The organism is Pseudomonas fluorescens, from assembly GCF_902497775.2.
GTDB lineage: Bacteria > Pseudomonadota > Gammaproteobacteria > Pseudomonadales > Pseudomonadaceae > Aquipseudomonas > Aquipseudomonas putida_F.
Genome location: NZ_OZ024668.1, coordinates 2,531,862 through 2,550,969, shown reverse-complemented (window position 1 = coordinate 2,550,969; position 19,108 = coordinate 2,531,862). Strand labels below are relative to the sequence as shown.

Here is a 19,108-nt window from a genome sequence, read left to right as displayed (position 1 = left end):
ATCACCTGCTGGTTAGCGGCCCTGGCATCTGAGACTTGTCAGCAGGCGCCGCAGGCCTTCCTGCAGGCCGGTTGCCGCTGGCAGGCTGAACTGGTCGAGCAGGCGGCGGTTATCCGCGCGTGAATGGCGGATATCGCCAGGCCGGGGGGCGTCGTAGCGCAACGCCGGTGACTTGCCGGTTACCTGGCTCAAGGCTTTCACCAGGTCGTTGAGACTGGTGGCACAATTGAGCCCGACATTGACCGGCTCATGACGCACCGCCGGGCTTTCCAGGGCCTGGATCAGAATCTGCACCAGGTCGGCGACATAGACAAAATCGCGGGTTTGTTCACCGTCACCGTAAATGATGATCGGGCTGTCGGAGCTTACCCGCTCACTGAAAATGCTGATGACTCCAGAGTAGGGCGACAAGGGGTCCTGACGCGGACCGAAGATGTTGAAAAACCTCAGGACCACCGGCTCCAGCCCGTGCTGGCGCTGATAAAAACCCAGGCAGTGTTCACTGGCAAGTTTGTCGAAGGCGTAAGGCGTCAGCGGCATTTTGGGCGTGTCCTCATGGATGGCTGCGCCTTGGCCGTTACTGCCATAGATTGCCGCGCTGGAGGCGAATACCACCCGTTTGATCGCCCGTTCGCGCATCGCCTCACAGAGGTTCAAGGTCCCGATGAAGTTGCATTGATGGGTGCGTAGCGGGTCGTCCACCGATGCCTGCACCGAGGCCACGGCCGCCAAGTGGACGACCGCTGTGCAGTTTTTCAAGGTCTGGGAGACTATTGCGGCGTCCGCCACGTCGCCAATCATCACGCTCAAGTGCGGGTTGTCGACCGGCAGGTTGCTCAACTTGCCGCTCGACAGGTCGTCCAGCACCCTTACGCAGTAGCCTTTTTCCAGTAGCGCTTCGACCAGGTGCGAGCCGATGAAGCCGGCCCCACCGGTAACCAGGATTTTCTTGGCAGCCATCTTCGGTTACTCCGCAAATGAACAAGCGAGCTCAGTCAATGCTCAGGGTGCGCTTCCAGTCGGTCGGGAAGCGCACATGCAGCGGCAACTGGTCGATACGCCAACGCGCTGGCAGCGCCTGATCGAAGCGCGCGGCCACTTGCAAGCCCATCTCGCTGGCGGCAAACGGGCCGCGCAGCACCACTGGTGTGCGGCCGGCGCTATCGACCGCCTGCACCACATGGGCATCGCGCCATTCACCATCGGGCATGCGCACCTGCAGGGCTTGGCCAACGCCGGCATAACTGATGTTCTGCGGCTCCAGGTAGATCCACAGGAGTGGATCGTCCATGCGCTCCAGGCGCATCAGCAAAGTCCCGGGGCCGACATTCTCTCCGGGGATGACCATCACTTCGGCGATGCGCCCGGCCTCGGGCGCAGTGAGCGACAGCGCCGCCAGCCGGGTTTGCAGCCATTGTCGCTCGGCATTTTGCTCGATCAACTGGCGGTCAAAGTCGCGCGGCGGCTGGCGGGTCAACTGCTCGCGCCGCTCAAAGGCCGCCAGTTCTGCCTGGAGTCGATCGCGTTCGCTCTGCGCCGCCTGCAGTTCACCGCGGGTGGCGGCGCCCTGGGCAAGCAGTCCCTCGACCTGCTGTACGCGCTGCCCGGCGCGGCCGGCATTGGCACGCAGCGACTGCCGCTCACGGTTCACCCACTCGGAATCAGCGGCCACCGGTACTTGCGTGGGCAAGGCTGCCAGTTGCAGCAGGCGTATGCGCCATTCCGGGTTTTCCAGGTTGACCAGCAACTGCCCGGGCTGGACCTGTTCACCGGCGGCGACATGCACTTGTTCGACCCGGCCGGCATCACGTGCGCGCACCTCCTCGATCGGCAGGCGCAGTTGCGCGGGCGCGTCGATCAGGATCAGGCCAAACAGCAGTTTGCCTACCAGCCAAAGCAAGGGGCTGGCGACCAGGAACAGGATCAGGTACCAACGCAGACGGAAGGCCATGCGCTTGCCAGGGGCATACAGCACCTTGAGGCCGTGATCCTGGGTTGGGTTGAGTTCCTTTGGACTGTCAAAGCGAATGTTCATGAGCCGTTCACCGTTTTGGATAGTCAGCCCAGGCTTGCCAGTCAATGCCGGCGATGCCGTGAGGGGATAGCTGCGTGCGCCAGTCGGCGACTTGCTGTTGCAACTGCTCAGGTGAATGCCCGGCCCAGCTCTCGGACTTGAGCAGTTGTGGCTCTACGCTTTGGGCCAGGCGAAAACGCAAGTCCGGCCAACGCCGGGCAATGGCTTTGGCGCGTTCGGCGCCTCGCTCGCCATTACTTGTGTAAATCATCACGCTGACCTGGCGCACATCCAGGGCGGGCAGGGCGCAGGGCACGCAGGTCTTGCCCGGTGGGTCGGGCTCGAACCAGCGCGGGTGGCTGGCAATTTCAACTGGCCACGGGCTGGTAGCGGCGGCGGCCTTCAAGGTGTCGAGCCAGTCGCGCAGACGTTGATCGGCTACCGGCCAACCCAGTTGTTCGACTTCCAGGTCCAGGTGCAGGCTGGTGAAGGCCAGGCCCTGGAGCTTTTCCAGCAGTTCGATCAACTCATGACGCTGGCCGGCTTCGATCCAGCTCGGGTCGCCGAGCAGCAGGCTGATCTGCATGTCCTGGCGCGTGGCTTTTGCCAGCAGTTGTTCCAGCGCTTGGCGGGTGGCGGCCAGGTTGCGCACTTGTGCGCCGTTCAGCCCCAGGTAGATTTTCGACATGCCGGCCGTTCGCAGCGCCTGTAGTTCTGTGTCGCTGCGGCGTCTATCGAGCAAGGCCGAACTGTTCCAGACATAGGTGGCCTGGTTCCAGGTCGCGGTGGTGGTTGTCGATGTGCGGCCAGGGGCGCTGGGCAGGAGGGTGTTGGCAAGCAGGGGGAAGGCAGTTGCCGTACTGTTCAACGGTGACCATTGCTGTCGCTCGCGACCGAGCAGTTGCTCGGCCTCGGGGGCGTCCTCGACCAGCAGGTCAAGGTTGGCCTGGCGCAGCCAGGCGGCATGCCAGGCGGCGATCAGGTCGAAGCCGCTCTGGTGGTAGAGCCGTTTGGCCAGCAACTGGCCGTCGAAACCCTCGTCGCTACCGCTGGTATCGCGCCGTTCTTCTTCCTGCAGGGCCTGGGCAACCACGCTGCGTTGCTGGCGCCGCTGCTCCAGGCTGATTTGCCCGGCGTACTGAGCGCGCAATGCTTTGCTGAGCTCCAGGCCAAGGGTCTGGCGTTCGGCTTCGAGGCGCTCGGTGGCGGCGTCATAACGGGCTTCGGCCAGTTGCTTGCGTGCCCGGCTGTTGCCGACCAGGTCAAAGGGCATGGAGAAGTTCAGCGCGACCAGCATGCCACTGCCGGATTTCTCTGCGCCACTGCGGTACTCCTTGCTTGCGGCAACGATGACGTCCGAATCGACAGCGTGATACCACGGGCTGTGACGCTGCTCGTCAGCCTCGGCGCGCAGGTTCTGTTTCTCGCTGATCCGTGGGTGACGGTTGAGCATGGTTTGCCAACGGTCTGGTGGTTCGGGAGCCAAGGCCAGTGGTTCGGCCACGGCCTGGGCACTGGCCGGCACCGGGCGGGCGCTGAGCACGCTGATGTCGGCGCGGATGTCCGCTTCCAGTCTGGGCAAGCCCTCACAGCGCTGGGTCATGGCCTGCCATTCGCCAAGGCGCAACTGCGCCTGCGAATCACGCAACCAGCCACTGCGGTGGCGCAGGTGAATTTTCTCGGCGGCTTCGACGGCGGCTGTGTGCAAGGTCTGGCACAGCGCTAGCTCCTGCTGCGCGCGCCACCAGTCGGCGTAAGCACTGCGCAGTGCCAGACGCCGGCTGGCCCGGAGCAGGGCCTGGCGCAGTTGCTGGCGTTGCTGTTGATACTGATTGGCCTCAAGCAGTTCAAGCTGGCGGTTGAGGCTGCCGAGCAGTGGGTGGCGGACACCCAGGCTGAGGTTGCGGCCATAGTAATCATCGCGAATATCATCGGTAACCAACTCTTCGAATCGCCCAACGCCGGCCCCGGCAAATACCTGCCAGCCGGCTCGGTCCTCGTGCAGTTTGGCTTCGGCTTCGAGCGCGCGCAGGTCGGCTGCGCCGGCGCGCAGCAAAGGATCATTCTGTTGCCGATCGAGCAGTTCCTGAAGCGTCAGAGGCTCTCCCTGGACAAGGCTACAGGTCATGGACAGGGTCAATATCAGGAGAAATGAGCGCATTTAGAACCTCGTGGCTTTTTTCAGGACCCACCAAGGCGCCATGCTGCTTTCCTCATGGCCGCGACGGAACACCTCATTGAGCATGGCCACCGCACTCCAGCAGCGCATGATCAGCATAAACAACGGGAACACTGGCACCAGCACGGCCAGGCGCACGTCCTGGCGCGGTCGGTCGGAGACCATCAGCAACATGACCATGAACAGCACCAGGGTGATCGACAGGTACAACAGGTAGATCAATGAGGCGAGGATCAGCAGCGTGGTGCCGGGCAGCACGAACAGCGCAAGCAGTAGGTAGCCGAGGATGATGAACGGCAACACCAGTTGGAAAAAGAACCCACTGACCAGCACCATGATGAACGTTGGCCAGCCCAGCAGTGTGGGATTGATGTTGTGGTTGTGCTTGCGCACATACAGGAAGAACAGGTCGCCATCCCAGCGCAAACGCTGCATTAGAAATTGCCCGAAAGTGGCCGGTGCGTCGGTGTGGCCGACGGCCTGGGGTTCGAACGGGATGCGCAGGTTGTGGCGGGCGAAATAGCTTTTGATCCGCAGAGTCAGGTCCAGGTCTTCGGCGGTGTGGGTGTTCCAGCCACCGATCTTGACCAGAAAACTGCGACGAAAGGCCCCGAAAGCGCCAGACACATTGTTGACCAGATTCCACTCGGCCAGGCCGATCTTGGACATGTGGATCGACAGCAAGTATTCCAGTGCCTGCATCGCCGTCGATACCGAGGACCAGATATTGCGCACCCGCAAGCTCCCCGCCACGGCAGGCACCGAAGGGTCGGCGAAATGGCGGACAATCGAGCTGACCATGTTGTTGTCGAACGAGGTATCGCCATCCAGGGCCATGACAATCTCGCCACTGGCAAATGACAGTCCGGCGTTCAACGATGACACCCGGCCTCCGCGCTGCCATTTGGCGATGGGGCGCAAGTGGCGCTTGGGGTATAGCCGCGGATCGAGGCGAAAGCTGCGCACGGCGCGCAGGGTTGGTTGATTGACGGTGGCGCCATCGACCACCGGAATCAGCTCAATATGCCCCGGATAGGTTTGTTCGCACAGGCTCAGCAGGGTCTTTTGCACATCCAGGCCCTCGCTGTAACAGGTGATGATGCACGACACCCGCGGCAGGTACAGATTCAGTTGCGGCGTGGAGGACTGGCGGCGCACGAACCAGCGCAACACGCCCAGCAGCACCAGCAGGGTCAACGGCAGCTCCAGCAGCAGGAAGTAGGGAAAGAGCATGAAGAACAAGCGGCTCAGGCCATCGGGCCCGGTTAACGGGTACAGCGCGTTGTAGAGCTGTTCAAGAAACGGCGGCATGGCGATCTCCTCATGTCAGCTCACTGGCTACGCGGGCCAGCAGCAGCTCGGCATTTTCATCGCCATGAAGGTCATGCGGCGCCGTCAGGCTGGAAATCCGCAAACTGATCGAGCTGACTTCGGGGGCGGTGAACAGTTCGGCCACCTGGCCCAGGCGCTGCTTGACCGTATTCAGTCCCCCGGCACCGGTCTGCGGGAGCATGACCCAAAGGATTTCTTCGGTGCTGCGCGAGCAGCGGTCGGTCTCGCGCAGGACTTCCTGCAGGCGCGCTACCAGGCTGTCGACAAAGGCATGCCCGCGGTGTTCGCCCAGGCGTGTGACTGTCTCGTCAAGGTTGACGAAGCGCAGGCCCAGCACCGAAAAGGTCGAGGGGGTGTAGCGGCGGGCAATCTGCAATTGCCAGTTGAGCAGGTCGTAGAAGGTTCGCCCGCCCAGCAGGTTGAGCCGGCTGAAGTGACTGATATCGCCGGCTTGACCGTCCAGGCCCTGGCGGCAGCGCAGCCGACCGGCTTCGGTCAGGCGATAGTGGCGAATCTCGCGGACCCGCAAGCGGTCCGGTGCATGGGCCAGGCCACAATCCATACAGCGCGCCTGCACGGCCGCATCGACAAAGAACGCCTGGCAGCCGCGGCAGCAGTAGTTTTCCAGCGGGCGGTCATAATCGCTGCCGATATGGCGCAACTGCTTCAGGCAGTTGGGGCACAGCAGCATGGCATTCTTCAGGAATGCATCCTGCGGTGCTACATGGCCGCAGGTAAAGCAATGCAGCGACGGTTGCCGGGAGATGCTCAAGGCTTGGCATTCGGGGCAGACATCCACGAAGTTCAAGCGCCCCGAGCCGCATTCGCCACATAGGCGGATACGGTCGAGCATCTCGCCTTCTTCCAGCCAGTCCTGCTGGACCATCAGGCCCAGCCAGGCAAAGCTGCTGACCAGTTCTTCACCGGCCAGCGCCTCAAGCAGTGGATATCGGTAGTGCTGGGCCACCTGCGGATCGCGCACGGCGAGGACTTGTGCGCTGGCGCGCATCCACAGCCAGGACAGCACCCGGCTTTCGAAGCGCTCACGCCCCGGTGATTGCTCGAAGCGGGCAAAGCGCGACTGCCATAGTTGCCAACGTACCGTCAGCTCGTCCAGGTCGGCAGGTGCCGGCCCATCGCTCAGGGCAATGCAGGTGTCATCCAGCTCACGGCAGCAATAGATCAGTTGGAAGCGGTAGGGGCTTTCAGCGCGCAAGGTACGCAAGGCCCGGCTGGCAATAGCGGCGGGTTGGTCCAGCAACAGAACGTCGAAAGAGGGGGCAGCCAGCAGGCTGTCCAGATCGGCAAAGCAGTCCAGTGTCGCGCCGCTATGGCTCGACACAAGTCCGCCCAGCACCGCAATACGGGGGGTCGGGTTTGGCATGTTGTATTTCCCTGAGTGTCAGACAAATAACCAGTAGCCAGAAGACAGCCCGACCGACTTTAACAGTGCGCCAATATCCTGCTACCCATTTCGGATGAGCAGCATTTATTAATTTTTCTGACGTTTTTTTGACTTTTCCTCGAGTTGCCTGTTTCAACAATGCGCTACTGTTTTTCAAGCATTTAGCGAAGATCGTGATCATTGGCCACTTAAAAGCCACTATTGACCGAAAATTGACGGCGCTCAGCCTGCTTTGTGCGTTTGGCGCACCGGCAGTTCGATCCTGAACCGGGTACCGACCCCTACCTCGCTATCGACCCGTATCTGCCCCAGGTGTCGCTTGATGATCCCGTACGACAACGACAATCCCAGCCCCGTGCCCTGGCCGACGGGTTTGGTGGTGTAGAAAGGGTCGAAGATCTTCTGCAAGGTATCGTTGGGAATACCGCAGCCGTTGTCAGAGACCTCGATCCATACCTGTTCGCCATCGCTACCGGTGCGCAGGGTGATGGTGCCGCGCTGCGGGCCCATGGCCTGGGCAGCATTGACCACCAGGTTCATGATCACCTGGTTGATCTGCGAGGGCAGGCACTCGACCTCGGGTAACGGCGCAAAGTCCTTGATCACGTCGGCTTTGTATTTGAGTTCACTGGCCACGATGTTCAGGGTCGACTCTATGCCCTGCTGCAGGTTGGCCCACTGCCAATCCTGGTTGCTATCCACCCGGGAAAAGTCCTTGAGGTCTTTGACGATGCGCCCGACGCGGCTGATGCCATCCTTGGATTCGCGGATCAGCAGCGGGATGTCGTCAAGGATGTAGTCCAGCTCGATCTCGGTACGCAGGGTCGCAAGATTTGCACTCAAGACCGCCGGGTCGATGGCGGTTTCCGCCTCGCGGTAGGCCTTGAGCATGCCCTGCAAGCGGCTGAAATAATCGTCCAGCGCGCCCAGGTTGGAGGAGACGAAACCGATCGGGTTGTTGACCTCATGGGCAACGCCTGCGGCCAGTTGGCCCAGGGAGGCAAGTTTTTCCGATTGCACCAGCTGGCTTTCCAGCAGCTTGCGTTCGTCGATCTCGCGCTGCAGCGCGGTGCTGGCCTGGGTCAGGGCCTGGGTGCGGCGTTCGACCCGCTGTTCCAGTTCGTCGTTGGCGCCGACCAGGGCGCGGTTGACCCGGTTGATTTCAGCAAAGCTGCGCATCAGGCATACGGCCATGTATAGCAGCAACAGCACCAGCAGGGTCGAAAACACCAGCAGATAGAAGTGGTAGCGCTGGTCGATCAAGAGCGCTGCGCGTTCATCGCGGTCGAGCATCTGGGTAATGGCGTCCAGGCGCTCGGCCAGCGGTATCGCCTCGATCTGTTCCAGCAACTGATTGACCTTGGGTTGCTCGCGCAAGATCAAGGCGATGTGGTTGCTGAGGGTGTCGATGGGGGCGTGGAACTCTTCGGGCAGGCGCTCTTTGTTGACCGCCAGCTTGTTCAGACCCACGAGAATATCGGCTGCCTTGTCATCGGTGGTCATCTGGGCGAATTCCAGGCTGCTGAGCATCAGGTCGTAGGTCTCGGTGGCGATGCTATGTAAACGCAGGGTGTCAGCATCGGCCAACTGCCCAAGCTGGACCTGGATGCCATCGGCGGCGGTGGGCAAAAACGCCAGGGAGTTGCGCAGCACGGCGTTATGCGACTTGAAACGTTCGACCCGCTGGGATTTGTCCTCGAATGCCTGCTGATACTCGGCGTAGGCCGTGCGCCAGGCAGGCGTGTCGCCGTGCTGGTGGCGGGCTTCGATGCTGTCGAAGGTGTGCCACAGGCGTTTCATTTCCAAAAGCGGCGCCACCAGCGGGTCGTAGTTGTAGTTGATGGCGGTGCGCGCCTTGAGAATCTCGTTTTCCCATTGCGAGTCGTTCTGCTTGAGCTGACGGATCAGGTCGCGGGCCTGGGCATAGGTGTCACTCTCGTCGGCCTTGGACATCAGGTACAGGTACGTCAGTACCGAGGCCAGCAGCGCGGCGCTGGTTGCCAGTAACAGGAAGCTGCGACGGCGGGTCAGGATCATAGTGGTTTGCCCTGCCACTCACCGGTGAGGGTCTTGAGAAACTGAATGATCAGCGCCTTGTCTTCGGCGCTCGGCGTGCGCCCGAGCTGGTAGCGGAACATCACATCCACCGCGGCCTCCAGGGTGGCTGCCGAACCATCGTGAAAGTACGGGGCCGTGACGGCGACATTGCGCAGGCTCGGGACTTTGAACACATGGCGGTCCTCTTCGTCGCCGGTGATGTTGAAGCGGCCGAGGTCGGCGGCGGTGGGGTTGCCGCGATCCTTGAAGTAATCACCTAGCACGCCGAATTTCTGCAGCATGTTGCCGCCAATGTTGACCCCTTGGTGGCAGGCGATGCAGCCGTATTCCTGAAAGCGCTGGTAGCCGTACTTTTCTTCGATAGTCAGGATCGCGGTGTCGCCCTGCAGGTAGCGGTCGAAGCGAGAGCCTGGGGTCAGCAAGGTGCGCTGGAAGGTGGCCAGGGCATTTTCGATGGCGGCTGCGTCGACCTCCTGGCCATAGGCCTGGGCGAAGCCTGCGCGGTAGTCAGGGTCCTCGGCAATGCGTTGCACCACCACCTGCCAGTCGCTGCCCATCTCACTGGGGCTCTGCACCACCAGATGCGCCTGCTCCTCCAGGTTTTGCGCGCGGCCATCCCAGAACTGGCGAAAGTTCAGGCTGGCGTTGAACACACTGGGCGTGTTGACCGCTAGCGGCTGACCATCGACACCCGGCGCGCGCGCCTGGTTGTCGGCGCCGCCACGCTCCAGGCGATGGCAGCTGGCACAGGACAGGCTGTTGTTACGCGACAGACGCGGGTCGTTGAACAGTTTGCGGCCCAGTTCCACACGCTGCGGCGCAAGTTCGGGCACTGCCGGCAAGGGCGACAGCGGGCCGCCAACGGCCTGGGCCAGCGCTACGCCTGGCAGCAGCACCAGGATGCCTGCGAGGATCCGCAACTGAAACGCGATAGGCATCGGGCAACCCTCCGTGGTGACAATGCACGATGAGCCTGAGAATAGTCAGGCCCGGGCATCAGCGCTAACCGCCAGGGCAAATCTCATCTAGCCTGTGATCAGGGACACTGTTTGAAACAGGGAGGGGAGCATGGAAGAACCCGAAATGGAAAAGCCGGTGGTACTGCTGGTTGACGATGAAACCTCGATCCTCAGCAGCCTGCGCCGTTTGTTGCGCAGCCAGCCGTACGAAGTGCTGCTGGCTGAAAGCGGCGCACAGGCCCTCGAAGTGCTTGCGCAGCGCCCGGTCAGCCTGGTGATCAGCGATGCGCGCATGCCCAACATGGACGGCGCCACCTTGCTGGCGCACATCCACCAGCGCTATCCCGCCACCTTGCGCATCCTGCTCACCGGCTATGCCGACATGGACACCATCGCCAAGGCAATCAACGACGGCCAGATCCATCGCTACATCAGCAAACCCTGGAATGACGAAGAGCTGCTGGTGACCCTGCGCCAGGCGCTGTCCTACCAGCACTCGGAAAGCGAACGACGGCGCCTGGAGCAACTGACCCAGGCCCAGAACCAGCAACTCAAGGCGCTCAACGCCAGCCTCGAACAGCGCGTCGCCGCGCGTACCGTCGAGCTGCAGCAGACTGCCGATATGCTCGACCTGGCCTACGAAGAGCTCAAGCGCAGTTACGTGACCGGCACCGAAGTGTTCTCGCTGCTGGCCAACCTGCGCCTGCCCAAGGCCAAGCAGACCAATCGCCAGGTCATCGAGCTGATCCGCGTGTACTGCGCCCGCCACGGCCTGGACGAAGGCCACAGCCGTGATCTGACCATGGCTGCGGCGCTGTACAACATCGGCAAGATGAGCTGGAACGACAGCATGCTGACCTGCCCGGCAGACCTGCTGCCGCACACCGAGCGCGATTTGTACCGTGCCTACCCGAAGCACAGCGAATCATTGGTGATGACCCTGGAGCCGATGAAGGAAGCGGCGCGGATCATCCTCCACCATCAGGAACGCTGGGATGGTAGCGGCTTTCCCGAGCGCCTCAAGGGCGAGGCGATTCCCTTGGCGGCGCGCTGGTTGAAACTGGCGGTGGACTTTATCGAGCTGCAACGCGGCCTGGTGCTGGAGCGGCAAATGAACAGCGACGAAGCGCTGGTGTACATCCGCAAGTACGCCGGCAAGCTCTACGACCCGGGGTTGGTGGAGGATTTCGTCCAGGTCTGCGCCGAGTTCCTCAGTGACGTGACCCTGGCCGATCCGTCGGTCAAGGTGCTGACCACCCGGGAACTGGCGGGTGGCATGGTCCTGGCGCGCAACCTCAACGCCGATAACGGCATGCTCCTGCTCAATGCTGGCAAAGTGCTTAGCGCGGCGCTGGTCGACAAGCTGATTGCTTTCGAAGAAATGGAGGGTGGCAAATACAGTGTTTTCGTCAAGGACCCTGAAGAACAGGAACTGGCCGTCGCCGTCGGAGTAGGGGGTTAATGGGCTGGAGTACAAATGTACTCCTCCCTGGCTTCACATGCAGTTACGAATACCCGTGAGCGGTTTTCGGCGTGCCGATGCAGGTAGCACTAAGCTTTTAGCCCTTGAGTTCAGGTCTTCTCAGGAGGTGTGCCATGCCTACTCGTCGCCACTTTCTCGCCGCCAGTGCCACCCTGGCCGCAGGGCTGGCTTGCAGAGGTGCAGCCTTTGCCCAGAGCAGCAGCGGTTTGCTGGCCCGCAAGATCCCGTCCACGGGCGAGGCGCTGCCGGTGATCGGTGCCGGTACTTCCGGGAGCTTCGAGGTCGAGGTCGGCTCGGCCGAGTACCAGCAGCTCAAGGACGTGCTCAAGGTGTTCTTCAATGGCGGCGCCCGGGTCATCGACACCTCGCCCAACTATGGCGGCGCTGACGCGATCCTTGGCCGGTTGCTGGAGGAGGGCGGCTGGCGCGACAAAACCTTCATCGCCACCAAGATCGCCGCCGACAGCCGCGCTGCTGCCGAGGCGCAGTGGGCCGGATCGTTGCAAAAACTGCGCACCGACAAGGTCGACCTGCTGCAGATCCACAACCTGCGCGACTGGCAACGCCAACTGCCTTACGCCCGCGAACTCAAGGCTCAGGGCCTGACCCGCTATGTCGGCGTGACCCACTACCTTGACAGCGGCCTGGCCGAGCTTGAGCAGATCCTGCGCAGCCAAGCCCTGGACTTCATCCAGATCCATTACTCGGTCAATGCCCCGAATGCTGCCCGTACGGTGCTACCCCTGGCCCAGGACAAAGGCGTGGCGGTGTTGATCAACCGCGCCTTCGACGATGGCCGGCTGTTTGCCAAGGTCAAGGGCCAGGCATTGCCCGGCTGGGCGACCGAGGCGGGAATCGGCAGCTGGGCGCAGCTGTTTCTCAAGTTCGCCATCAGCCACCCGGCAGTGACCACGGTGATCCCGGCCACCAGCCGAGCGGACCGCCAGCTTGATCAGCTCAAGGCCGGCAGCGGGCCTTTGCTCACCAGCGTGCAGCAACAAGACCTGATCAAGCAGTTCGCCTAAGACGATGAAACGCCTGAGCACGCGTCTGTTCAATATCAGGCCCGGCGAAGCGCCGGCAGTCGCTGCCGGCCTGGCCTTGTTCTTCTTGCTGTTCGCCGGCTACTTCATGCTGCGCCCGGTGCGCGAAACCATGGGCGTGGCCGGTGGCGTGGAGAACCTGCAGTGGCTGTTCACTGGCACCTTTGTCGTCACCCTGATCGCCTTGCCGCTGTTCGGCTGGCTGGCCTCCCGAGTGCAGCGCCGGCGCATCCTGCCCTGGACCTACGGCTTCATGGCCAGCAACCTGCTGTTGTTTGCCGGGTTGTTCGCCGTGCAGCCCGACAACCTCTGGGGCGCGCGGGCGTTCTATATCTGGTTGTCGATGTTCAACCTGCTGACCATTTCCCTGGCCTGGAGCGTACTCGCCGACCTGTTCTCCAGCGAGCAGGCCAAGCGCCTGTTCGGATTGCTGGCGGCGGGGGCGAGTTTCGGCGGCTTGGTCGGGCCGTTGCTCGGCACCTTGCTGGTGGGGCTGATCGGCCATGCCGGGCTGGTGGTGCTGGCCACGGTGTTGCTGCTCGGCAGCGTGGTGGCGGCCATGTACCTGCAGCACTGGCGCGACCTGTATCCACTGCCGGCGCAAACCGAGCATCCCCGTTCACAGCCCTTGGGCGGCAATCCTTTTGCCGGTGCCAGCGAGGTGTTGCGTTCGCCTTATCTGCTGGGTATTGCGCTGTTCGTGGTACTGCTCGCCAGTGTCAGTACCTTTTTGTATTTCGAGCAGGCGCGGCTGGTGGCCGCGCACTTCACCAGCCGCACCGAACAGACCCAGGTATTCGGCCTGATCGACAGCGCCGTACAGGCCCTGGCGATCCTTACCCAGGTGTTCGTTACCGGCCATATCGCCCGCAAGCTCGGGGTCGGGGTGTTGCTGGTGGCAGTGCCGCTGGTGATGGTGCTGGGGTTTATCTGGCTGGCCCTGGCACCGCTGTTTGCCGTGTTCGTGCTGGTCATGGTGGTGCGCCGGGTGGGTGAGTACGCGCTGGTGCGGCCGGGGCGCGAAATGCTCTACACTGTGGTCGAACCAGAGCAAAAGTACAAGGCCAAGAACTTTACCGACACCGTGGTCTATCGTGGCGGCGATGCCGTGAGTGGCTGGGTCAAGCGCGGGCTGGATGTCATGGGCGATCATCCGCAACTGGCGATGTTGATCGGCGCGGGTATTGCCTTGGGCTGGGCGGGGACCGGATGGTGGCTGGGGCGTCAGCAGCGCCGGCGCGAGGATGGGCGCCATTGATGTGCTGGCTGAACTGGCCCCATCGCGGGTCAAGCCCGCTCCCACAAGTTGCCAGCTACACTGTTTCTACCGCCCGCTACCCCGGAGTCCATCATGAACAGGTTGCCATCCATCGGCCTGGGCCTGGCTTTGTCGGCTGTGTGTGCCCAGGGCTGGGCCGAAACCGTGGTACCGATCAAGGGCCAAAGCGCCCAGCAGGTGCAGGTCGATATCAACGATTGCCATAACGTTGCCGCCAGTTCCACGAGCACCCAGCCCCATGTCGGGGGCCGGGTACGCGGTGCTGCGGTGGGGGCTGCTGCCGGAGCCGTAGGCGCTCAGGTGCGTGGTAACCAGCACGATGAGGTCTACGATCGAGTCGACGACGACGTCAAACAGCAATACCGGCAGAACCGTGCCGGTGAAACCGCCGCTGCCGGCGCGGTAGTCGGCGGCGCCCGGCAGCGTCAGGAGCGACGCGAGGACCGGCGCACCAGCGAGTCAACCAGCGCCTCGGCCTACACCAGTTGCCTGCAGAACAAGGGGTACCAGGTCACGCCATAGGCGCCGTTGATCTGCTAGTCTGCTGGCTTTGATCTGTGTGCAGGCAGCCATGAACAACGATATTCCTGAACCCCAAGCGGTGTGCAGCCCGATCACCAGCAGCGCGATTTTCATGGTCGCCACCCTGGCGCCCGGCAGTGATGCGCTGCAAACCGTGCGTGAATGGTGCGCCGATATCGCCGGCCTGACCCGCTCGGTCGGCAAGCGCGTGCCGGCGGGCAACCTGTCGTGCGTCTGCGGTTTTGCCTCCAGTGCCTGGGACCAGCTGTTCGGCGGCCCACGACCCGCGGCCTTGCACCCGTTCCGTGAGTTCGGCGTAGAAGGGCGCCGGGCACCGGTAACGCCCGGCGATATCCTTTTGCACATTCGCGCAGAGCAGATGGACCTGTGCTTTGAGCTGGCCACCCAGCTGATGACGGCCTTGGGCGATGCGGTCAAGGTGGTGGATGAAGTGCAGGGTTTTCGCTATTTCGACATGCGCAGCATCGTCGGCTTTGTCGATGGCACCGAGAACCCGGTCGGCCGCCAGGTGCCCAAGTTTACCCTGATCGGCGATGAAGACCCGGCGTTCAGCGGTGGCAGCTATGTATTGGTACAGAAGTACCTGCACAACATGAAAGCCTGGAACGAGCTGAGCGTCGAGGCGCAGGAGCGGGTGATCGGCCGCACCAAACTGTCAGACATCGAACTCGGTGACGAGGTCAAACCGAGCAACTCCCACAGCGCCCTGACCACCATCACCGACGAGAACGGCGAAGAGCTGAAGATCCTGCGTGACAACATGCCGTTCGGCCGCCCTGGTGCGGGGGAGTTCGGCACCTATTTCATCGGCTATGCGCGCTCGCCCGCACCGATCGAACTGATGCTGGAGAACATGTTCGTCGGCCGCCCGGTGGGCAACTACGATCGCCTGCTGGATTTCAGCAGCGCAGTCACCGGCGGCTTGTTCTTCGTGCCCTCGGCCGAGCTGCTTGAAGATCTGGCCGAGCGCACACCAGGCTAGTGTTTACGCCGGTTTCAACTCGCTGTTGAGTAGCGCTTGAACCTCGGCAAAGCACTTTTGCGCGATCGCCGAACGCGGTTCGGTGCGGCGCAGCAGCAAGCCGATCGGTGCGTGCACGCTGGCCGCACTGATCGGCACGATGCGCAGGTGCTCACTCAAGCCTTCCAGGCCGTAATCCAGCGGCATGATCGCGCAGCATATGCCGGCGCAGGCGGCCTGGATCAACTGGTAGCTGGAGTCGCTTTCGAGCACCGCATGGGGTTGCAGGTTGCGGCTGCGAAAGCTCAGGTCGACCGACTGGCGATAATGCATGCCTTTGCTCAGCAGCCCCAGGGGCACGGCGCTGACAGCTTCCCAGGCCAACTCGGCATCGTCGAACTGAAAGTGGCGCACGTCATAGAGCAGGCCCATGCGCGTGGTGCCCAGCTCGATGACTTCGAAGTAGGCGCTGTTGATCTGGTCCAGGTAGCAGATGCCCAGGTCCAGCTGGTTGCGGCTCAAACCCTCGGTGATCTGCTCGGAGCTCAAGGAGGACAGCTGGAACTGCAGCTCCGGATAGCGCTGGGCCAGGGGCTGGAGAAACTGCATGGGATTGAAGCTCGACAGCGGCACCATGCCCAGGCGCAGGCTGCCAACGATCTGCCCGCGGCAGCTGGCGGCTTCGGCCTGCAAACCGTCATAGGCGGCCAGCAGGGTGCGGGCCCAGGCCAGGATACGCTCGCCGGCCTCGGTAAAGCCTTCAAAACGCTGGCCACGGGTTACCAGCACCAGGCCCAGTTCGTCTTCCAGGTTACGCAGGCGCATCGACAGGGTCGGCTGGGTGATATGGCACAGCGCGGCGGCCTGACCGAAGTGACGGGTCTGGTCCAGGGCGAGGAGAAACTTCAGTTGTTTGATATCCATGGCACAGCCTGGCAAGTCAGTGGGAGCGGGTGGGGAAACGGTAAAGCAAAGGGCCTGGACCGTCCAATGAGCATTAGTGACCGGCTGATAGAGGCGCTTGATCAGCAGATGATAGACCCACGATAGACCCACTCGATAAGCCGGTCGGATCTATCGATTGGACGCTGTTGCGGTTTGGCTCTAGCGTTGGCCGCAACTTCCTGACTGCTGCCAAGGGGCTGTGTATGAGTATCAAACTGGATGCGGTGTTCGTGCCGCTGAATATTGCCGTGCTGACCGTCAGTGACACCCGCAGCTTCGACAACGACACCTCCGGCGAACTGCTCGCCAGCCGCGCCGTAGAAATGGGCCATCGCCTGGTTGAGCGGGTGCTGCTCAAGGATGACCTGTACAAGATTCGCGCCCAGGTGGCCGGCTGGATTGCCGAGGAAGACGTGCAGGTCGTGCTGATCACCGGCGGTACCGGTTTTACCGGGCGTGACAGTACCCCGGAGGCGGTGGCCTGTCTGTTCGACAAGCACATCGATGGTTTTGGCGAGCTGTTCCGCGCCTTGTCGATCCTTGACATCGGCACCTCCACCGTCCAGACCCGGGCCCTGGCGGGCTTGGCCAACGGCACCCTGGTGTGCTGCCTGCCGGGCTCCACCGGCGCCTGCCGGACGGCCTGGGAAGGCATCCTGGCCGATCAGCTGGATGCCCGCCATCGCCCTTGCAACTTCGTCGCCCACCTCAAGCCTGGCACGCTGTGCGAATCGCGCCAGTGAACGGATCGCGGGGCAAGCCCGCTCCTACAGAATCGGTGCAAGACCTGTAGGAGCGGGCTTGCCCCGCGATGAGGCGCTTCAGCTCAAGACAAAATCCACCGGCAACAGCGGCGGCGGCAGGTCCTTGCGCCCGGTCGCACTCAGCAGCTCACGCTCCAGCGTACGCACCATGGCATCGGTAGGCAGGTCGTTTTCATCGCGGCCAAACGGGTCCTCCAGCTCGTCGCTGATCGCATCCAGGCCGAAGAAGGTGTAGCTGACGATCAAGGTGAAAATCGGGGCCAGCCAGCCCAGCGGCTCGGCCATGGCGAACGGCAGCAGGATGCAGAAGATGTAGATGGTGCGGTGCAGCAGCAGGGTATAAGGGAAGGGTAGCGGCGTGGTCTTGATCCGTTCGCATACCGCCTGCGCTTGCGACAAACCACGCAGGCGCTGCTCCAGATTGACGTAACGCCATTCGCTGATCTGCTGTTGCTCGGCCAGTTGCGAGCAGGTCTTGCCGATGCGCTGCAAAATGCCGTCGCTGACATTGTGCAGCGGCAAGCTCGACGCCTCGGCCACCCAGGGCTGCGCCGCCTGCAGCTCATCTTCGCCACGCAACCTGGCGTTGAGCGCATGGGCAAAACCACACAGTGCCAGCAACAAGCTATTGCGGGTCTGCGGGTCGGCAATCACCACGCTCTCGCGAATGAACGAGCGCACTTCGATGATCATCTCGCCCCAGGCCTTGCGCCCCTCCCACCAGCGGTCGTAGCAGGCGTTGTTGCGAAAGCTCATGAAGATCGACAGGGAAATACCCAGCAGGGTGAAGGGCGTGGCGTTGACCTTGGCGAAGAACGCCGGGTGCAGGTTCTCCACCAGTACGATCAGCGAGGCGAGCACAGTGACCATTACGCTGCGCCGGGCAATGCGCTTGGCGATCGAGCCTTTCAGGGACACCAGGACGTTGAGCAGGTTGGGTTTGGGATGGACGATCATCGGGGCTAGCCGCCAGTCATGTTCATGAAGCGCAAAATCTGCACCTCACCGTTGATATCGAAGTTATGGCTGTAGGGTTTGAGGGTCATGGCCTGGCGGATGGCCTTGTCCAGGCGCTCGGTATCACCCGGGTGGGCGCGCAGGACCTGTTTGAGGTCGGCGCAATGTTCATTGCCCAGGCACAGCAGCAGGCGGCCTTCAACAGTCAGGCGCACGCGGTTGCAACTGCCGCAGAAGTTGTGACTGTGCGGCGAGATGAAGCCGATACGGATGTCCGGCGCTTCGGCCAGGCGCCAGTAGCGCGAGGGGCCCTGGGTCGATTCGGCCGATTCGAGCAGGGTGAAGTGCTCGGCGATGCGCGCGCGTACTTCGTCGCTTGAGCAATAGGACTCGCTGCGCTGGTGCTCGCTGATCACCCCCAGGGGCATTTCTTCGATGAAGGAGATGTCCAGTTGGCGGTCGATGGCAAAGCGCACCAGGTCGACTACCTCATCATCGTTGCGGCCCTTGAGCACTACGCAGTTGAGCTTGGTGCGGCGAAAGCCTGCGGCATGGGCGGCGTCGATGCCGGCGATCACCTGGGCCAGGTCGCCGGTGCGGGTCAGGGCCTTGAAACGCTCGGCATCGAGGCTGTCGAGGCTGATGTTCAGGCGCGACAAGCCGGCATCGAACAGCGGCTGGGCCAGGCGGGTGAGCTGCGAGCCGTTGCTGGTCATGCACAGTTCGCGCAGGCCGGGCAGGGCGGCAATCCGGGCGCACAGTTCGACGATGCCGGCGCGCACCAGCGGCTCGCCTCCAGTCAGGCGGATCTTGCGGGTGCCCATGGCGACGAAACGCTCGGCGAGCTGATACAGCTCCTCAAGGGTGAGGATGCGTTGGCGCGGCAGGAACTGCATGTCTTCGGCCATGCAATAGACGCAGCGAAAGTCGCAGCGATCGGTGACCGACATGCGCAGGTAATCGATTTTACGACTGTAGCCGTCGACCAGTTGTTTGCCGTTTGCACTCATGATGGGCAGGGCCTCTTATATCGCGGCAGAGATGCGGTTTGCGGAATAAACCTTTGATGATTATTGAGGGTAAATAGCCGAGGCAAGTCGGTCAAATCACTAATAATGACCACGTGATAAGGTTCATCTATCGGTAGCCTGGAGGCCCCGTATTCATTGGCTTGCAGCGGCGTGAT

At 62.4% G+C, this 19,108-nt stretch carries 16 protein-coding genes; 6 read left to right on the top strand and 10 right to left on the bottom strand.

Annotated elements, in window-relative coordinates; genetic code table 11:
- Positions 1-12: 12 nt before the first annotated feature.
- From F8N82_RS11590 to F8N82_RS11560, 7 genes are all read right to left on the bottom strand, one after another.
- Positions 13-960, bottom strand: coding sequence for an NAD-dependent epimerase/dehydratase family protein (locus F8N82_RS11590; RefSeq protein ID WP_038995418.1), 948 nt, complete (start codon positions 958-960; stop codon positions 13-15).
- Positions 961-991: 31 nt separating this feature from the next.
- Entirely contained in the window at positions 992-2,035 is a 1,044-nt protein-coding gene (locus F8N82_RS11585; protein ID WP_038995417.1) for an HlyD family secretion protein, read from the bottom strand.
- 7 nt (positions 2,036-2,042) lie between these two features.
- Positions 2,043-4,175, bottom strand: a complete 2,133-nt coding sequence (locus F8N82_RS11580) for a TolC family protein (RefSeq protein WP_038995416.1) — start codon at positions 4,173-4,175, stop codon at positions 2,043-2,045.
- On the bottom strand, positions 4,176-5,504 hold the full coding sequence (locus F8N82_RS11575) for a glycosyltransferase family 2 protein (protein WP_038995415.1): 1,329 nt from the start codon (positions 5,502-5,504) through the stop codon (positions 4,176-4,178).
- Positions 5,505-5,514: 10 nt separating this feature from the next.
- Positions 5,515-6,909 (bottom strand): diguanylate cyclase domain-containing protein, encoded by a 1,395-nt coding sequence (locus tag F8N82_RS11570; protein ID WP_038995414.1) that lies wholly within the window; start codon positions 6,907-6,909, stop codon positions 5,515-5,517.
- Between the two features lie 243 nt (positions 6,910-7,152).
- Entirely contained in the window at positions 7,153-8,967 is a 1,815-nt protein-coding gene (locus F8N82_RS11565) for a DAHL domain-containing protein (protein ID WP_038995413.1), read from the bottom strand.
- The gene (locus F8N82_RS11560; RefSeq protein ID WP_038995412.1) at positions 8,964-9,926 is read right to left on the bottom strand and encodes a cytochrome-c peroxidase; all 963 of its coding nucleotides are present in this window, start codon (positions 9,924-9,926) and stop codon (positions 8,964-8,966) included. Before F8N82_RS11560 ends, F8N82_RS11565 begins: the two co-directional genes overlap by 4 nt.
- Before the next feature lie 130 nt (positions 9,927-10,056).
- On the opposite strand from F8N82_RS11560, the gene F8N82_RS11555 reads away from it, so the two are divergent.
- The 5 genes from F8N82_RS11555 (at position 10,057) to F8N82_RS11535 (ending at position 15,277) form a co-directional block, all read left to right on the top strand.
- Entirely contained in the window at positions 10,057-11,409 is a 1,353-nt protein-coding gene (locus tag F8N82_RS11555; protein ID WP_038995411.1) for an HD domain-containing phosphohydrolase, read from the top strand.
- Positions 11,410-11,543: 134 nt separating this feature from the next.
- Positions 11,544-12,455: an aldo/keto reductase gene (locus F8N82_RS11550; RefSeq protein WP_038995409.1), complete on the top strand. Its 912-nt coding sequence runs from the start codon at positions 11,544-11,546 to the stop codon at positions 12,453-12,455.
- A gap of 4 nt (positions 12,456-12,459) precedes the next feature.
- Complete coding sequence (locus F8N82_RS11545) at positions 12,460-13,731, top strand: NTP/NDP exchange transporter (RefSeq protein ID WP_038995408.1); 1,272 nt, start codon at positions 12,460-12,462, stop codon at positions 13,729-13,731.
- A gap of 93 nt (positions 13,732-13,824) precedes the next feature.
- Positions 13,825-14,274 carry a YMGG-like glycine zipper-containing protein gene (locus tag F8N82_RS11540; protein ID WP_038995407.1) on the top strand — a complete coding sequence of 150 codons (450 nt, stop codon included), beginning with the start codon at positions 13,825-13,827 and terminating at the stop codon, positions 14,272-14,274.
- A gap of 49 nt (positions 14,275-14,323) precedes the next feature.
- Positions 14,324-15,277 (top strand): Dyp-type peroxidase, encoded by a 954-nt coding sequence (locus tag F8N82_RS11535; RefSeq protein WP_038995406.1) that lies wholly within the window; start codon positions 14,324-14,326, stop codon positions 15,275-15,277.
- A 3-nt stretch (positions 15,278-15,280) separates the two neighbouring features.
- On the opposite strand, the gene F8N82_RS11530 is transcribed toward F8N82_RS11535, so the two are convergent.
- Complete coding sequence (locus F8N82_RS11530; protein ID WP_038995405.1) at positions 15,281-16,180, bottom strand: LysR family transcriptional regulator; 900 nt, start codon at positions 16,178-16,180, stop codon at positions 15,281-15,283.
- Between the two features lie 224 nt (positions 16,181-16,404).
- Here F8N82_RS11530 and moaB point away from each other — a divergent pair, with 224 nt between their 5' ends.
- Positions 16,405-16,944: a molybdenum cofactor biosynthesis protein B gene (gene moaB / locus F8N82_RS11525; protein WP_038995404.1), complete on the top strand. Its 540-nt coding sequence runs from the start codon at positions 16,405-16,407 to the stop codon at positions 16,942-16,944.
- Between the two features lie 78 nt (positions 16,945-17,022).
- Here moaB and F8N82_RS11520 read toward each other — a convergent pair whose 3' ends face one another.
- Positions 17,023-17,922 carry a bestrophin family protein gene (locus tag F8N82_RS11520; protein WP_038995403.1) on the bottom strand — a complete coding sequence of 300 codons (900 nt, stop codon included), beginning with the start codon at positions 17,920-17,922 and terminating at the stop codon, positions 17,023-17,025.
- 5 nt (positions 17,923-17,927) lie between these two features.
- Positions 17,928-18,932, bottom strand: coding sequence for a GTP 3',8-cyclase MoaA (gene moaA, locus F8N82_RS11515; protein ID WP_038995402.1), 1,005 nt, complete (start codon positions 18,930-18,932; stop codon positions 17,928-17,930).
- Between the last annotated feature and the right edge of the window lie 176 nt (positions 18,933-19,108).

Bases quoted from the DNA above. Each gene is read 5' to 3' on its own strand.
- F8N82_RS11590 (WP_038995418.1), bottom strand. From the start codon at position 960: ATGGCTGCCAAGAAAATCCTGGTTACCGGTGGGGCCGGCTTCATCGGC.
- F8N82_RS11585 (WP_038995417.1), bottom strand. From the start codon at position 2,035: ATGAACATTCGCTTTGACAGTCCAAAGGAACTCAACCCAACCCAGGAT.
- F8N82_RS11580 (WP_038995416.1), bottom strand. From the start codon at position 4,175: ATGCGCTCATTTCTCCTGATATTGACCCTGTCCATGACCTGTAGCCTT.
- F8N82_RS11575 (WP_038995415.1), bottom strand. From the start codon at position 5,504: ATGCCGCCGTTTCTTGAACAGCTCTACAACGCGCTGTACCCGTTAACC.
- F8N82_RS11570 (WP_038995414.1), bottom strand. From the start codon at position 6,909: ATGCCAAACCCGACCCCCCGTATTGCGGTGCTGGGCGGACTTGTGTCG.
- F8N82_RS11565 (WP_038995413.1), bottom strand. From the start codon at position 8,967: ATGATCCTGACCCGCCGTCGCAGCTTCCTGTTACTGGCAACCAGCGCC.
- F8N82_RS11560 (WP_038995412.1), bottom strand. From the start codon at position 9,926: ATGCCTATCGCGTTTCAGTTGCGGATCCTCGCAGGCATCCTGGTGCTG.
- F8N82_RS11555 (WP_038995411.1), top strand. From the start codon at position 10,057: ATGGAAGAACCCGAAATGGAAAAGCCGGTGGTACTGCTGGTTGACGAT.
- F8N82_RS11550 (WP_038995409.1), top strand. From the start codon at position 11,544: ATGCCTACTCGTCGCCACTTTCTCGCCGCCAGTGCCACCCTGGCCGCA.
- F8N82_RS11545 (WP_038995408.1), top strand. From the start codon at position 12,460: ATGAAACGCCTGAGCACGCGTCTGTTCAATATCAGGCCCGGCGAAGCG.
- F8N82_RS11540 (WP_038995407.1), top strand. From the start codon at position 13,825: ATGAACAGGTTGCCATCCATCGGCCTGGGCCTGGCTTTGTCGGCTGTG.
- F8N82_RS11535 (WP_038995406.1), top strand. From the start codon at position 14,324: ATGAACAACGATATTCCTGAACCCCAAGCGGTGTGCAGCCCGATCACC.
- F8N82_RS11530 (WP_038995405.1), bottom strand. From the start codon at position 16,180: ATGGATATCAAACAACTGAAGTTTCTCCTCGCCCTGGACCAGACCCGT.
- moaB (WP_038995404.1), top strand. From the start codon at position 16,405: ATGAGTATCAAACTGGATGCGGTGTTCGTGCCGCTGAATATTGCCGTG.
- F8N82_RS11520 (WP_038995403.1), bottom strand. From the start codon at position 17,922: ATGATCGTCCATCCCAAACCCAACCTGCTCAACGTCCTGGTGTCCCTG.
- moaA (WP_038995402.1), bottom strand. From the start codon at position 18,932: ATGAGTGCAAACGGCAAACAACTGGTCGACGGCTACAGTCGTAAAATC.